This window comes from Saliphagus sp. GCM10025317 (assembly GCF_042663665.1).
Taxonomy (GTDB): Archaea; Halobacteriota; Halobacteria; order Halobacteriales; family Natrialbaceae; genus Natronosalvus.
Genome location: NZ_JBHTAQ010000005.1, coordinates 276,966 through 292,018, shown reverse-complemented (window position 1 = coordinate 292,018; position 15,053 = coordinate 276,966). Strand labels below are relative to the sequence as shown.

The 15,053-nt window shown below is 56.1% G+C and carries 14 protein-coding genes; 6 read left to right on the top strand and 8 right to left on the bottom strand.

The window, feature by feature from the left end:
- Positions 1–108: 108 nt before the first annotated feature.
- Both ACFQS4_RS03580 and ACFQS4_RS03575 read right to left on the bottom strand, forming a co-directional pair.
- Entirely contained in the window at positions 109–912 is an 804-nt protein-coding gene (locus ACFQS4_RS03580; RefSeq protein ID WP_497902329.1) for an alpha/beta fold hydrolase, read from the bottom strand.
- Positions 913–1,179: 267 nt separating this feature from the next.
- The gene (locus tag ACFQS4_RS03575) at positions 1,180–1,386 is read right to left on the bottom strand and encodes a cold-shock protein (protein ID WP_004978121.1); all 207 of its coding nucleotides are present in this window, start codon (positions 1,384–1,386) and stop codon (positions 1,180–1,182) included.
- 180 nt (positions 1,387–1,566) lie between these two features.
- Here ACFQS4_RS03575 and ACFQS4_RS03570 point away from each other — a divergent pair, with 180 nt between their 5' ends.
- The 3 genes from ACFQS4_RS03570 (at position 1,567) to ACFQS4_RS03560 (ending at position 3,247) form a co-directional block, all read left to right on the top strand.
- Positions 1,567–1,836: a DUF7571 family protein gene (locus ACFQS4_RS03570; protein WP_497902328.1), complete on the top strand. Its 270-nt coding sequence runs from the start codon at positions 1,567–1,569 to the stop codon at positions 1,834–1,836.
- 316 nt (positions 1,837–2,152) lie between these two features.
- Positions 2,153–2,818, top strand: coding sequence for a helix-turn-helix domain-containing protein (locus tag ACFQS4_RS03565; protein WP_497902327.1), 666 nt, complete (start codon positions 2,153–2,155; stop codon positions 2,816–2,818).
- A gap of 75 nt (positions 2,819–2,893) precedes the next feature.
- Positions 2,894–3,247: a DUF7344 domain-containing protein gene (locus ACFQS4_RS03560; RefSeq protein ID WP_497902326.1), complete on the top strand. Its 354-nt coding sequence runs from the start codon at positions 2,894–2,896 to the stop codon at positions 3,245–3,247.
- Between the two features lie 276 nt (positions 3,248–3,523).
- Here the strand turns inward: ACFQS4_RS03560 and ACFQS4_RS03555 are convergent, their stop codons facing one another.
- Positions 3,524–4,078: an OsmC family protein gene (locus ACFQS4_RS03555; protein ID WP_497903137.1), complete on the bottom strand. Its 555-nt coding sequence runs from the start codon at positions 4,076–4,078 to the stop codon at positions 3,524–3,526.
- 417 nt (positions 4,079–4,495) lie between these two features.
- On the opposite strand from ACFQS4_RS03555, the gene ACFQS4_RS03550 reads away from it, so the two are divergent.
- Positions 4,496–4,948, top strand: coding sequence for a methyltransferase family protein (locus ACFQS4_RS03550; protein ID WP_497902325.1), 453 nt, complete (start codon positions 4,496–4,498; stop codon positions 4,946–4,948).
- 369 nt (positions 4,949–5,317) lie between these two features.
- On the opposite strand, the gene ACFQS4_RS03545 is transcribed toward ACFQS4_RS03550, so the two are convergent.
- Positions 5,318–6,496, bottom strand: coding sequence for a calcium:cation antiporter family protein (locus ACFQS4_RS03545; RefSeq protein WP_497902324.1), 1,179 nt, complete (start codon positions 6,494–6,496; stop codon positions 5,318–5,320).
- 347 nt (positions 6,497–6,843) lie between these two features.
- Positions 6,844–7,767, bottom strand: a complete 924-nt coding sequence (locus ACFQS4_RS03540; RefSeq protein ID WP_497902323.1) for a DMT family transporter — start codon at positions 7,765–7,767, stop codon at positions 6,844–6,846.
- A gap of 352 nt (positions 7,768–8,119) precedes the next feature.
- On the opposite strand from ACFQS4_RS03540, the gene ACFQS4_RS03535 reads away from it, so the two are divergent.
- Positions 8,120–8,827 (top strand): DUF2270 domain-containing protein, encoded by a 708-nt coding sequence (locus ACFQS4_RS03535; protein ID WP_497902322.1) that lies wholly within the window; start codon positions 8,120–8,122, stop codon positions 8,825–8,827.
- A 13-nt stretch (positions 8,828–8,840) separates the two neighbouring features.
- Here ACFQS4_RS03535 and ACFQS4_RS03530 read toward each other — a convergent pair whose 3' ends face one another.
- Complete coding sequence (locus ACFQS4_RS03530; protein ID WP_500192136.1) at positions 8,841–9,890, bottom strand: pentapeptide repeat-containing protein; 1,050 nt, start codon at positions 9,888–9,890, stop codon at positions 8,841–8,843.
- 994 nt (positions 9,891–10,884) lie between these two features.
- Between ACFQS4_RS03530 and ACFQS4_RS03525 the strand changes: the two genes are divergently transcribed.
- Positions 10,885–11,328 (top strand): SPW repeat domain-containing protein, encoded by a 444-nt coding sequence (locus ACFQS4_RS03525; protein WP_497902320.1) that lies wholly within the window; start codon positions 10,885–10,887, stop codon positions 11,326–11,328.
- A 1,059-nt stretch (positions 11,329–12,387) separates the two neighbouring features.
- Here the strand turns inward: ACFQS4_RS03525 and ACFQS4_RS03520 are convergent.
- Positions 12,388–13,719, bottom strand: a complete 1,332-nt coding sequence (locus ACFQS4_RS03520; RefSeq protein ID WP_497902319.1) for a hemolysin family protein — start codon at positions 13,717–13,719, stop codon at positions 12,388–12,390.
- Positions 13,720–13,834: 115 nt separating this feature from the next.
- On the bottom strand, positions 13,835–14,554 hold the full coding sequence (locus ACFQS4_RS03515; RefSeq protein ID WP_497902318.1) for a DUF2270 domain-containing protein: 720 nt from the start codon (positions 14,552–14,554) through the stop codon (positions 13,835–13,837).
- Between the last annotated feature and the right edge of the window lie 499 nt (positions 14,555–15,053).

The following is a 15,053-nucleotide window of genomic DNA, read 5'->3' as shown; positions in this document are numbered from 1 at the left end:
GGGAGAGGCAACGCTGTCGCGCTGGATTATCCTCTGTATCTCGTACGCTATTTCTGACAACAGTTCGGTAGTTCGTCAAGTGTCTGCTGAATACAGAGCGCGTATCGGTCACAGTGAGTTGATGAACTGGCTCACTACCCGGTTGAACCGCTCGGGTTGCTCTATAGGCGGACAGTGGCCACAGTTTTCGAAGAGTTCGAACGTGGCGTCCGGGACGAGGTCTGTGACGTGTCTCACCGCTTCGACGGTTCCCGTTCCCCGTGTTTCGTCCCCGCCGGCGCACACCAACATCGGAACATCAATCTCGGGGAGGACTGCTCGGTAATCACGTGTGAGCGCATCGGACAGGATGGCGCTTTTGATGGGGGTCGGAGTCCGAGACGTCTCGTCGACCTGCAACGTTCTCATCTCCGTGGTGGGGTTTGAGAAGACTTGCTCCGTGAGGCGTTGGATGAAACTCGTCTGATCTTCCTGGACCAGTGCGAGCGTATCTTTCAGTCCCACCAAATCGGTGAGTCCGTAGTCGTAATCATCCCACTGAAAACGCGATGCCTCGATATCGACATCAACTAGTCCCCGTATCCGCTCTGTGCCGAATTGATTCACGTAGTCCCACGAGACGAACGCACCCATCGACCACCCCACCATGACAACTTCTTCGAGGGCTCGCTGTTTGAGGAACGTGTGAAGATCACGGGCGTACTGTGCGACTGTGTGTCCGAGTTCCGTCTTCTCAGATCGGCCATGCCCTCTGAAATCGACGGCGACTGTGCGGTACTCGTTCGAGAGACTGGCTAACTGCGGCTCGAAAAACCTGAGACCACACATCACGCCGTGAAGAAAAATGATCGGTTGGCCCTCGCCGTGGTCCTCGTAATAGAGGTCTGCCCCGTTACACTGGACGTACGGCATAACGATGATTGTACGCTTCACTCGATGATAAGCCTACGCCACAGGCTAATGAGAGGTGGTGAATACATCCTCTGTATCTTGCACGCTATTTCTGACAGCAGTTCGGCGGTTCGTTGTGTCTCTGTAAGAGACAAAGCGCGAATCGGTCACGCAACGTTTTTGATGTCGGTGTTTCTGGGCTGTACAGACAGCCTCAGCTGGGACGTGTGACTGTCTGAAAAATCGAGAATATTGTTTGCCGCTGTGAGCGACGAGTGTGTCTCGGTGTTATTGCCGGACGACGTTCGCCGCGCGAGGCCCCTTCGGTGAGGACTCGATATCGAACTCTACCTCAGTTCCTTCCGTCAGGTCCTCTCCGCCGACATCTTCCATGTGGAAGAAAACGTCTTCGTCGTCGTCGAGGTCGCCGTCGTCAGTCGAAATGAAACCGTAGCCGCCAGTGTCGTTGAAGAAATCAACTTTTCCGTGTGCCATTGCAAACAAACATTGTCTCCGGTAACTGATAACACTTCCGAGCGTCGCGGTACCACGACTCTGTTTTAATACAGACGTGGAACGGTTCGGTCGGCGTCCAGTTCGTTCGGATTCTGGCAGTCAGCATGGTTTCGGAGGCAGATATTTACCGTGTGGTCACAAGGCATAACATGCATCGCCATGAAACCGTGCCAGAACTGCCAGACGGTCATCAACGAGTATCTCCTCGATAAACAACTCGAACCCCTGCGCGACCTCACGGCTGACGACTTCAACGTCTGTGCGGATTGTGCGACTATCGTCGCGGATGCGTGCGTGAAGTGTGACGGCGCGGTGTACGTTCCCCGAAGCGAATCCGTTACCCCTGACTACTGTCCAGCGTGTCGGTCCGATCTCATAGACCGCACCGGTCACGACCCTGGTTGGACGTGTGGCCACGTGTCCACCTGAACAGCAGTTGCTCTCGAACACTATTTTCGTCAAGGTGATCGTTCGATAGGTATGCATACTGAGCGTTGGTTCGGTGGGAAATGTCTGAAGGAGATGGAGTCGTCGTGCTGAACTCACCCTCTGTATTCAGCACGCCACTTTTGACAGCGCCTCGGTAGTTTGATCACGATCGGCTGAATACAGGGCGCGAATGCTGCACAACATGAGAGACGATCCACGAGAATCGGAGAACGGTCAACTCAGGTGAATCAGTTACCACGCTCGAGGTAGTTGTTCGTGCCCGCGAACTTATTCCTCTCGGGACCGCAGTCACCCCATGAGCGTCATCGGAGAGTTCTCCATCAAATCGGATGATTTCGCTCTGCACCATTCATTGACGGCTGCGCCGGAGATGGTCGTCGAGATTGAACGTGTCGTCGCCACGCTCGAAGATCAAGTCATGCCCTACTTCTGGGTCAGTGGCGGTGATCACGCAGAGTTCGAAGACGCCTTTCACCACGACGAGTCCGTTCAGAACATCGCCGCGATCGACGAGATCGAGGGAGCCAGACTGTATCGGGCTGAGTGGACTGAAAACATCGAAACAATCGTCTATGCGTACATCGAGATCGGCGCAACGATCCTCCGCGCGGTCGGTCGAGACAAAAACTGGGAAATTCGAATGCGGTTCGACGATCAGGACAAACTCTCCGAATTTCGCGCCTACTGTGAAGACAGAGGCATCTCGTTCGACCTCACCAGTCTCAAAGAACAGGAACAGCCGATGGCGAGCGCCCAGTACGAACTCACCTCGAAACAACGCGAGACACTGGTCACAGGGCTCGAAATGGGGTACTACGACGTCCCACAGGCAGTGACAATGAGCGACTTAGCAGGCCAGATGGAGATTTCACAACAGGCACTCTCGAAGCGTTTCCACGACGGGCACCGCAATCTTATTACGAGTACGCTGACTGTAAGTCATCCCGACGACGAGAGCTAACCAAGACCCGCCATATATAATAGATCGGTATATACAACCCTCTTCTCTATCCAAAACGAAAGAGTAGTTGGTAGTATGTCTGAGTGCGAACAGGCACATCTAACTGCTGATACGGTGTTGAGGATGCTCGCGAATCGCCACCGTCGGCACGCCCTCCGCAGTCTGTCGACCACCGAAAAGCCAATGGCGCTGGCTGATCTGGCCAACGAAGTCGCCGTTCGAGAGACGGGGTCGTCCTCTTCGGACGTTTCGGCGGATGCAGTAACGCGAATCTATCTTGAACTCTTCCACGCACAAATCCCGAAATTAGCGGATGAGCAACTCGTTTGCTACGATCGAGACCGGAATGTCGTCTCGCTCTCAAAGCGTGCTTCGCACCACGAGCAGTTGCACGAACTGCTCACAGTCGATTCCTATGGCCGGGAGTGACGAACGCGAGAAAGTGGCGGCGATGTGTGATGAGTGTGGAGGTGTGTATTCGGCGTGGAGACTGCTCGATGGCACCATCCACGTCATCGGACGGAAAGATGGCTGCCGATGTGGGGCGTCATCGTTCAAGGCCCTCCGATGAATAGCCGAGTCGTTCCGCCAACGGGCGGCCCATCTCGAAATGATACCTTTCGGTCGGCGCCTCTGCGACATCTCAATAGACGGATTTAACCTCTCGTTCGAGTTTGCTAACATCGAGTGATTTTGACATGATATTCATCCCTGTACCGAGACCAGATCAGTTTCGACCTGGACAGCGTTCATGAGGTTGTCCATCAACGGTGACGTGGTTTCGACCCGGTCACGCAGCTCGGCGAGTTCCTCATCCGATGCGTCAGCGTCGATGTACGCTGTGTAGGTCACTGTGTTGTACCCGGCACGGACATCGTCGGAGATACCGAGGAATCTCCGAAGGTCAACGTCTCCTTCAAGCTCGAACCGGAGTTCATTGAGTTCGATACCCATGGCTGCGGCATTCGCTGCATACCCGACGCTCAGGCACGATCCGAGAGCGGCGAGCAGGAGTTCCACCGCGTTGGGTGCCGCTCGCTTCCCGAGGATTTGTTCCGGCTCGTCACCCTCGATTTTGAATTCCTGGGTATGAATTTGCTCGCCCGCCTGATCGAAATCGTTGATCGACGTGACACACTGCAGGCCATCAGTCCATTCGGTTTCCGCTCGGAATCTGAATTGGCCGGCCGCTGATTCCGCTGTAATTGCTTCGACTGCTTGGCCGAGTTGCTCTACATCTACGCCATTATTGATTGACATTTTGAAGTATCTCTCTTTGCACTTTCTCACCCCCTGCCAGGTTGGGTAAAATTGCGTACAACTACTATGACTCGCACGTATAAAGCCCCATACTACTGATAATATTATATGAGGGATTGGGCAGGTATTCCTGTTGAACCCTTTCTTCCCACAGCGAATGACCGAGTGTTTTCGCTGTGTTTTCTCAATAAGTAAGTCAATGATGAATACAGCCTCTATATCTTGCATGTCGCTTCTGACAACAGTCCAGTAGTTAGTCGAGTCTCTGCTAGGATACAAGGCGCGAATCTTTCACGTCGAATCGTCGAAAAGGTCGAACTCAACCTACTCCAGTTGTATAGTACCGGTGACCAATATCGGGTCGTATGGCCTGGCAGGCGGAAGCGACTTGCGGACCGAATACGTGGATACCGATTGATGTACCAAATTATTCGGCAATATTGGGAGTACACTCCGTTGCCGGAGCCTCACGTTGCTGGGATCGTTGTGGGGAGTGCGCTGCATGCTCGCCGGCCGTGGCGAATAACTCGTTATCGGTTAATTACCCGGATTTGTGGACTCGCACTGATCGGATGGGGGGTGTTCGTCAATGGGTGGGCCTTCTATTCGATCGCCAAGACTATCGGTCGTGGGGAGCGACAGCTCGTCACGACTGGTCCGTATTCATTCAGCCGAAATCCCATCTACGTTGGGTGGACGATGCTCTACGCAGGCTTCGCGTTGCTCAAGAACAACGGGTGGATTGCTCTTTTTCTTCCAGCGGTGATTGCCATAACTCACTGGGCTACTCATCGGGAGGAGCAGTGGTTAGAACAGGAATTCGGCGAGGAATATCGTGCGTACCGTCGACGCGTTCCCCCGTATCTATAAGCAAATCGAGATTTGCCTGACTTTCCTGATAGCCACTTCAATTTCGGCGCGAATTGAGGAAGCAGTCGAGATGCGAACACTACTGGTGCATACATCCTCTGTATTCAGCACGCTATTTTTGACAGTGCCCCGATAATTCAATCACGATTTGCTGAATACAGAGCGCGAATGCAGCACGAGATTTAACTCGATCTCCGAAGAGGTAATCGATCAGTACAGGCGAAGTAGTGATCGTGGCGATCAACCGCGGTGACCTCGAATAAAACGAAGCCTCACAATCTATATCGAGTCGCCTTAGGCCTCTCGAAGAGGGTGGCTAGAATAGCATGGGAAGCGTTGACTTCGACCGCTGAACACCGAAGATGTACCCTACCCGCTAATTGGTACGCCACCAAATATGAGGATCGCGATCAGCCAATAGGCGACGTAAAGCCCGCCGAGTAGATACCCGTGCCACCGCTTCAGTTCGCCCGCATAGAGGAAGTACGCGGCGAGTGCCGTCATGAGAATTACCGACGGCAGGTGGAACGTCAGCACCGACCGGGAGATTTCGAGATCGCTCACAAACATGATCACCCCCACGTTGGCGGTCACCGAGAAGAGAACGCTCCCGATAACGTTCCCGACGCCGATCTCGGGGACCCCTCGACGAACCGGTTCGACCGTCAGCATTACGTCCTCGAAGGTGAGGATCACCGTTAGCACGGTCGCTCCGAAAACGGTCTCTTCGATGCCGAATCCGTCAATCACGACTTCCGATCCCGCCTCCAGCATCATCGACGCCACTACGATGCCCGCCAACGCGAGGATAGAAAGAGCAAGCCAGATCCAGCCCGCGGCAGATCGACCGCCAAAGAGGCGATCCTCGGGGATTGTCGAGACTGCTGACGGGAGGGCTATGCCACCATCGGCCTGTATCTCCTTGCCCAGTTCGGTGTTCCGGAACACGGGCATGTCGCGCTGATATTCGCGGACGATGATATAGCCGAAGAGCGCGACAAATGCGCTGAGTAGTAAGAGTCCGTGAACGAGGGTCAGTGTCCCGGCAAGGACGAACGGAAGTAACAGAAGGGGTGCCAGTGCAAAGAGGGCGACGTAATCAGGCGGGAGATCGACCGGGAACGGCTTGATGATCGCCGCGAGTGCGAGCGTTACGCCGATAATCGCTAAGCCGGTTCCGAGCGCCGTCCCGAGCGCCGCTCCCTCGAGACCACCGCCAGACAGAACGAGCGCGAGGATCGTATCGTCGAATTCGAATCCCGTGAAAAGAATCGCGAGGGCGAACAACGAGATTTTCAAGCCGAACGCCGTGCGCGTGAGATAGCTGATGAGTTTCTCGACGCAAACCGTCAGCAAGATCCCACCGCCAGCGAGGACGAGTAATGCACCCAGTAGTCCTTGACCTTCGACGAAGCCCTCGATGAGCCCTTCAATACCGCCCACTTCTTCTGCGTCTTCGCCCTGTTCCTGCGCGAGTACTGGGGTGACGATTAGGCAGACGGCGAGTAGTACGATGAACCCCGTGGTTAGTACCCGTGTTCGATCCATAGGAGACACACGCGGGGCCCGAATATGAAACTACAGATGCATGTATACTCTCCCGTTGGAAAAGTCTACATGCACGCTCTTTAGAGGGCGAAATTCTTTATAATTATCGTATACAGGTGCAGGGATTGCGTCGAAAGTAAGCATCCGTATGTATCGGTTGGTTCCTCCCAGAGATGGCGAAATAATTGAACTGGCTGTGCTGCATACATCCTCTGAGTCGCTCACGTCGTTTCTGAAAGGAGCCGGGCAATTCATTTGGTGTGTGCTGAACTCAGGGCGTGTATCCAGCACTCATCCGCCGCATTATCACCTACATACTGGTACTCTATCGAATGGCCGGATCAGCGTCAGGCGTGCTGGGCCCGCGCTCTGATCCAGGCGGACTGGACGCTCCGGGACAGTTCGGACCACTTGACCACGAGGAAGCCCCCGAAGATCACCAAGAACCCGGCTAACGTGACCGCAGGCAGGTGCTCGCCCAGCCAGGCCCACCCGACGATGGTGGCGACGACGGGGACGACATAGACGACGAGGTTCGCCTGGTGGGGCCCGACCCGGTCTAGCAGCGAGAAGTACGCCACGAAACCCATCGTGGTGGCGACTATCGCGAGGTAGAGGTACGATCCGATGAACGTCGGGGTGAGGGCGACCGCCTGGGGTTCGCCCGACAGGAGACTCCCGACGTGGAGCACTGCGCCGCCCAGCGCCAGCGAGAGGCCCGTAGTCGTCGCTGCGGGCATGTGCGACCCGCTCTTGCGGATCCCGATCGATCCGAGCGTGACGCCCGTGATGGCCGTCAACACCAGCAGCTTGCCCCGGAAGCCGTCGCTGAACAGCGCTTCAGGAGTCGGGCGAACGACGAGGACGACCCCCACTAGGCCGATGAGGACGCCGACCAGCGCCCGTCGGGAGAGACGCTCGGCGGGCAATAGCACCCACGCGAGGACGACCGTCAGGATGGGGCCGAGACTGTAGATGATCGCCGCGACGCCGGCGGTCGTGTACTGCTGACCGAGGTAGAGAAAGCCTGATGACCCGAAGAACAGCACACCTCCCGCGAGAACGGCCAGCCAGTCGGCGCGCCGGTGGGGCCGCCAGTCCCGCAGAACGAACGCAGCGTAGGCGAGCAGCAGCAGCGCCGCCAGGTCGTACCGCAGAGCCGCGAACAGCAGTGGCGGCGCGTCGGCTAATCCAGCCTTGATCGCCGGGAAGGCGGCGCCGAACGCCACCCCCATGAACAGAAAGAGCCCAGCAGCTCTCTGGGCAGACATAGGCACGGTATGCTCCCCGAGGAGATACCCCTGTCGGCGCGATGAAGGGAACGTGGAGCGATCCTGAACTCGTCCTCTGTATTCAGTAATCTCTCTCTTTGACAGATTCTCGGTAGATGATTCGGGTCGTGCAAGATACACAGCGCAAATGCAGCAGTGAGAGAGCCGCTTAGTGTAGTGATACAGATCAATCAGTATACTAAGCAGAGGTGGCTATCAGTTAACGAAAGCAGGAGTGCTTGCCCTGCAGAAGGACCAGAGACCACCATTTCTCTATTTACGCCGAAAAAGGCGCATCATACCCTCTAGTGTAGGCGTGCGCGTTATCTCCTCACTGACTGTATCTGTTCCAATGACTCAAGAGGACCGTGAATTCGACCCAGAAGCACCTGAACAACGGGAAATCGGTCGGGAAATGGTCGACCAGAGCACCGGCCTCGGCTCGGTGGCTGCACACCTCTATCGGGGCGAGGTTGAGCGCGTCACGACCTGGCGCGAGCGACTCGACGAGACGACCAACTGGGCGGTCACCGTTATGGCAGCAATCCTCGTCTACGCGTTCTCGAGCGATGGGACCTCTCACGCCATTCTGCTCGTCGGAATGCTCGTGATGACTGTGTTTCTCTGCATCGAGGCACGGCGCTACCAGAGCTACGACGTGTGGCGCTCACGCGCCCGTCTATTACAGGAGAATCTCTTCGCGAACGCGCTTGACCCGTCAGCCGGCGTCGAGCGACCGCGGTGGCGGGCGGAACTGAGCGATGACTACCGAAATCCGTCGATAAAAATCCCGTATCACGAAGCGCTCGGGCGAAGGCTTCGACGGGTGTACCTTCCACTACTAGCCATTATGCTAGTCAGCTGGGTTTTCCGGATTGGTGCCTACTCTGATCAGGCATTCGTACATGCTGCATCGCTACCTCGAATCCCAGGAGCGGTCGTACTGAGTTTCGTCGGCTTGGTCTATGCGTTCGCAGCGGGCCTTGCCGTCTGGCCTCGCAAGCGGCGAGCCAAAGGCGAAGTCAACGAAACCGCGTACGGCGAATGGAAGGAAATGTAATTGGCGCTTCAAATCACCGCACGGATCGTGTGAGCACAAATACAAGAAGGGCCATTAATAGAGACCCAGTTAGCGACTCGAATCCAGCCAGAAGCCTTGCCCAGGTCCCAACCGGTTGAATATCTCCGTACCCTAACGTCGCGAACGTGACGATGCTGAAGTAGAGGCTCTCAAGAAACACTGTAACAATCGTTTCGACCGATGCCCTGCTCGGGTCGTCAAGCGTATACGTGATCGCCTGATTAACCCCGACTGCCTGAATACCCCCCGTCAACGGATACAGCAGGGCACAGACCAGTATTAGTACCAGCGAACTCGCGACGACGCGCCAGGGACTCGTCCCGTAACGCATGATCCAGTGGGAGCCGGCCAGCGTAAACGCCCGAGCCCAGTCTTTTGTGGCCCAGGCGACCCGACGTCGAAGATCCATCTCCTGTCGGTAATAGTGGAGCGATCGCTCCGGGATGGCGTTGTCGTCGAAAAGCTGTTGAAGTTCACGGTACGACCACGCCGCTGCCTCGACGAGATCAGTCCAGCGCTGTCGGTCACCCACGTCGCCGAGCCGTTGTTCATAGACGACGCGTTCGCCGAACCTCGTCTTCCGGTCCACCGGCGTGTTTGAGAAGATCGCGCGGTCGAGGCGTGCTTCGAGGAAGCTCCCCTCCCGGAGGTCGGCATTGACGAACTGCGCGTCCTCGATCGTCGATCGATCGAAAGAGGCGCGCCGTGCGTCCGTGTCACGGAACGTCGCTCGCCGGAGGTCCGCGCCGGAGAAGTCGGCGTCCCGAACGATGGCCCCGGCGAAGTCCGCACCGATGAATCGACATGCCGAGAATTCCGCGCCGGCGAGCGACGCGCCCCGAAGGATTGCTCCGTCGAGCCGTTCCCCGGGTTCAGGCCAAGCCGTCTCGAACGCATCGCGGGGCTTTGCGTCCTCGTCGGCGTGCCAGATACAGCGCCCTGTGTGGTTCCAGGCCGGCCGCCAGCAACACACGGCGCCGACGTTTTCCCGGGTCAGCTCTTCCTGGAGGTGTCCGCACCGAGACTCGGGACCGATACTCATGAGAGTCAGAGGCGCTCGACCGTATAGAAGCGTCCCGGTGCTACTGAGACCGAGAGTGTTGGTGAGGCCATCAGGTCCCAGACGCAGAGCGCACCGTAGGAAAGCCGTAAAAGCCCACCTGAGCGGAACAGCCAAGAGCGAGTCGCGCGTCCATAGTGACGTCGCAGTGTTTGGATGTCCTTCTCCGGCTGTGATCACTGTTCCCGAGGTGCCGCTCGAGGAGCCGGTGCTCGTGTTCACGCTCACACTAACCGTCTTTCTGGTCGGCCGTTCCTGATCAGGAGACTCGGTCTGCTTGGCATCGTCGGTTTCGTCGTTCGGCTCGTCTTGGACTCAATCGGCCCCGATCCGATCAACACTCCGGTGGTGGTCGTGGGTTGACACACGGCCGCTTCCCAGCTCCGATGCTTTGTCCCAAATCAGACGGATAGCCGAGTCCGATTCAGGTATCGGATTGTTTGAGATTCAGGAGAGCTGGCTCCGGATTGTTTTCGACGATATCTTCGAACGTCGATCGAGTCTCTACTGCCGAATCGGCCTCATACGTTGGACCGCCGGAAGCAAATCGATCATCGAACATCCCGGGATCATACTCTGGCGTGGTGATAATCGTCTCTGTCCTCTCTTTGTGTGACCTTATAAAAGTAGGATTAAGATCGATCCGTTTCTCTACTGTATGTGGTACTTTCTCAAACAATCGCGTATGAAATTGATACATTGCATAGCGGACAGATATTGATCAAAACTTCCAACCAAACTCTTATTATGCCTTTCTCCGTCTTTGGAGTATATAGCGGAGACGGTTTCCTCCGATTCGTCTGTTTTCCCGAAATTGGTCCACTCATAGCACCCCCATCCCCTTCTCCGAAGTAGTGAGCGCTCAGTACAGGTGATATGGTGACCACCAAACGAGAAAAAGATGCATCCGACCTTCCCGACGGGTGCAGGCACCATCGTTTTCCGCATATGAGGGGTACGAGCGGCGAGGAAAATCATGAGCAATACACCGACCGACACCGGAACGGACTCCGACGCTGGGTCAGCCCGGAACAGAGAGACACTGAACACGGACGTGATGCAGTGGTTGAGCGCCCTTGTCGCCCTGATCGGGTTATACCTCGTCGCCTCGCCGTTTATCTTTGAGGCGACAGACGCAGCAACGTGGAACGATACGCTCGTTGGAACAGGTATCTTTCTGCTTGCCGGGTACAACTTCTACCGACTGTCGAAGGATCGATTGGCAAGTGTCGCCGTTGCATCGCTGACTATCTTGCTCGGCCTTTGGACAGCGATCGCACCATACGTCATGGAGATGGGGAGCAACGAACTTGCAATCGGGACCACGCTCTCCGGCCTGGCTGTCGCTGCCCTTTCGGCCTACAACGCATACGCGAACGGGAAAGCCGACGCACCAGACCCCGTCCGCACTCGCGCCTAACTCACCTCTTGATGGCTCTTTTCGAGTTCCTGGCGCGCATCGTAGCCCGAGTACGATCCGGACCAGACAGTTCTCCTTCTGACAGGGAGAGCTGAGTGTTCCATACGCATGTATTCATAACTCTTCTAATCAGTGTATAATTCGAATTAAAGAATTTCGAACCCAATTGTGACTGATCCAGATCGATACTTGGTATCGCACTCACCTCCTGGAAATAGTGTCTAACAAATAGGGACATTTCCTTCTAAAGGACTTTCGGGGTATGCAGGAACGGGCTTGAACATGCATGGTCGGGTGGTACTCCTATGTCTCGAGAGACAGGTGGTGAGAACCGCGTGGTCGCGATCTGTACTGAGTGCGGAACAGCCCACGCAGCAGTAGTCTGTGCAAACAATAGAATTCGACCGATCGGTACAGACGACTGTCCCTGCGGCAGCCAGAATTTTAAAATAATGGATTGATCAGTACCGCCCATACAGTGAGCACTATAGCTTAGACTTAGAGCGTGTTGCCATTCACGCGAAGCCACCCACGCCTGTCTTTCCAATCGAGAATTGAGAATTATTCGTGCTCATTCTCGGAGGTCGCAATCTTTTGCGTTCGGGCAAGAGATGATATTTTAGGCCGTACAGTGGACATTGAGGATAGTTTGTGTGGCTGTATCAACGAGCGCAGTCAGTTAGTCAATCTTAGTCGATCCTCGACCCGCCGAAACGCCAGATCACGAAGGCGCTCGAAACTCACGAACGCGAATTTCGTGGCGAACCAGTCAATTCATTAGCCAAAACTACGAACGCTCAGACGGTTTTGTCCGAACAAGACACACTGCTGTCAGTGGCACCATCGACCTCCCGTATCGATTCGCCTGACTCGGGAATCCTCGTCCTTCAGGGCAGAGAGGATGTCAAACCGTAGATCTGATTCCATCGCTGGAATCCAAGACTCATCAATTGTTGATCCGATTGATGAACGACTACGAGTCAGACCGGTAGAGAACAAAACACCAATTAGACGGCGGCGCGAAGCCGAACGGACCTAAACGAGCAAGTCCATACCCATTTAGTCCACCGCTGGATCATCGATATCTCTTTCGTGGACCCATACCGTCGAAATTCGGGCCCCCTCGATGCTCGTTACCTCAACGACGTGACCGGCGACCTCGACGCGGTCGCCAGGTTCTGGTGCGCGGTTGAGTTGTTCGAGTACCAGTCCACCGATCGTTTCGACCGCCTCGCTTTCGAAGTCCCCAGCGAGGGCCTCATTCACTTTCGACAATTGGACTCCGCCGTCAATGTCGTACCCCTCATCGTCGCGCCGCCGTATCGACGGTTCGCGCTTATCGAGATCAAACCCGTCTCGAAGGTCTCCAACGAGGGCCTCAACGACGTCTTCAACCGTTGCAATCCCCTCGAATGCTCCCCACTCGTCGATGACTGCGGCCATCTGCTGTCGATCCTCCCTGAACTGTAACAGGAGATCGCTAATTGCCATCGTCTCCGGGACGATGCGAATCTCGCGGACGAGGTCACCAACTCTCTCGGCATCCCCATCGGTCACCTCTGCTCGCAGCACGTCCTTGACATCGACGAATCCAACTACTTGATTACCGTCGTTGGCCTCGAGAACCGGATAGCGCGTGTGTCCGGCCTCTAAGACGATCGAATGCAGTTCGGATAGTGTGGCATCCGCCGGAACGCTCACCACGTCCGGTCGTGGGACCATGACCTCCCGCACTACGATATCGTCAAGGTCGAAGACGCGCTCGATCATCGTCACTTCTGCCAGGTCAATGCCCCCTCCCTCACCGGATTGTGTTAGTACCCGAAGGAGCTCCCGCTCACCGAGTGTCTCATCCGTTTCGGAAGCGGGCGGCACACCGAGCGACCGCGTGAACGCGTTGGCCGCCCCGTTGAAGACGACAATGCCCGGATAGAGTAGGTAATAGAAGGCCTTCATTGGCGGGGCGAGGAACAGCGAGAGTCGCTCGGTCTGGGCGATTGCGAGCGTCTTCGGTGTGAGTTCACCGAAGACGACGTGGAGAAACGTGATGATACTAAAGCCGATTGCGAACGCGACGACATGGATGAGAGTCGCCGGGAGAACCGATTCCAGGATGGGCTCGATGAGCGCCGCCACTGCGGGTTCGCCGACCCATCCCAATCCGAGCGAGGCGATGGTGATGCCGAGTTGTGTCGTGGCGAGGTAGTTGTCGAGATTCGTCATCACCTCCTGGAGCGTCCCCGAGCCGGGCCGCCCCTCTTCGACGAGCTGGTCGACCGATGTCCCCCGAATTCGAACGAAGGCGAACTCTGCAGCGACAAAAAAGCCGTTTAAGACCACGAGAATCAGCGCTAAGACGAGTTGTGCCGCCGAGAGCGCAACGTCTACCATCGGCCCTCCCAGAAAGTACTGCCGTTCAATTGTGGTGTGTCCATAGCTATACATCTCGCCCCAATGACTAAAATCCTCTAAGTGGTTCGCGGGTGACCGACTGGTGTCAATGTATTTATCGGTCTGTTTCTTTCCAATCGCCCGGGTCCCCTTCACGGAATTCACCCTTGGCATGGCGTTCACGGGGCCAGAAGGTGACACCCAGCAGTACGACGTAGAACACGCCCACAACGACAACCACAGCAATCCCGGGGATACGGGCGATTCCAGCGGTTGTCAGCCAGTCCTGGCGCGGCGCGAACGCTGTAATCCTGAAGACCCACGCGACCAATAGGACACTGAGCAGAGCAAGGTACACACGCCGGAGTCGGTTTGCGAGTGCTTCGTAGAACGAGACTTTCAGCGTCGGCCGGCGATAGTCCTTACTCAGTTCCGCTCGCCAGTCGTGGCTTTCAGTGCCCTGGGACGGATCGAGGGCGTTTGCGAACAGGTTCTCCTGGATGACTCGAGTGCGAGAGCGAAAGACATCGTAGTCCCGGTACCGCCGTGCTTCGATGCCCAGAAAGACGGTGACGACAACGATACCGATCAGCACGATATAGTGTGGGTTATCGGTACTCGAAAACGCCCACGTCAAGATTGCTGCCATCAGCGTTACCGCCCACGTCGTCGTCTCGTCGAGGCGCTGGCGCCACGTCCCCACTCGGTCGATCTCTCCGCGGTAGGCGTGGGCCATCACCGAACCGAGTCCCGTGCTGTCGTCAACCATTTTGCGGCCGACCTCCCGTTGGTCTGGTGCTGTTGGGTCGAACTCGTCTCTACTCGAATCGGTCATAGAGGAGAGACAACTCCTCGTTCCATAAGCAGCTATGGTGACGGCGTAATCTGAGTGTCATGTACTGGAGAACATCGAACAGTACGCATCTGTATGTATCGGTTGGTTCCGGCCAGAGGTTGTGAAACAAACGGATCTGCTGTGCTGCATCCAGCCTCTGTATCTTGCATGCATCTCTTGACAACGATTCGGCAGCTCGTCCAGAGTCTGCTGGGTACATTCAAGGGGGAAAGTATGTGATTCGGTAGGCATCTGTTGCTACCCACGCATACGGCACTCGGCGATGGGTATCTACAAAATTTAATCACGCTCGTTCCAGTCGAGGCCAGAAGAGAGAAGAGTCGTTGGTCCGCCGGGAAGCGGCTCGAGGGGGTGAGACAGTGTCCGAGACACTAAGTTAGGCGTCGGAGTCAGCGTAAACGCGAACCACCCCATCACCGAAGACAGCGATTTCGAATCCGGCGTATTGAAATTGAACCTGATCGAGTGCTGAGGATGA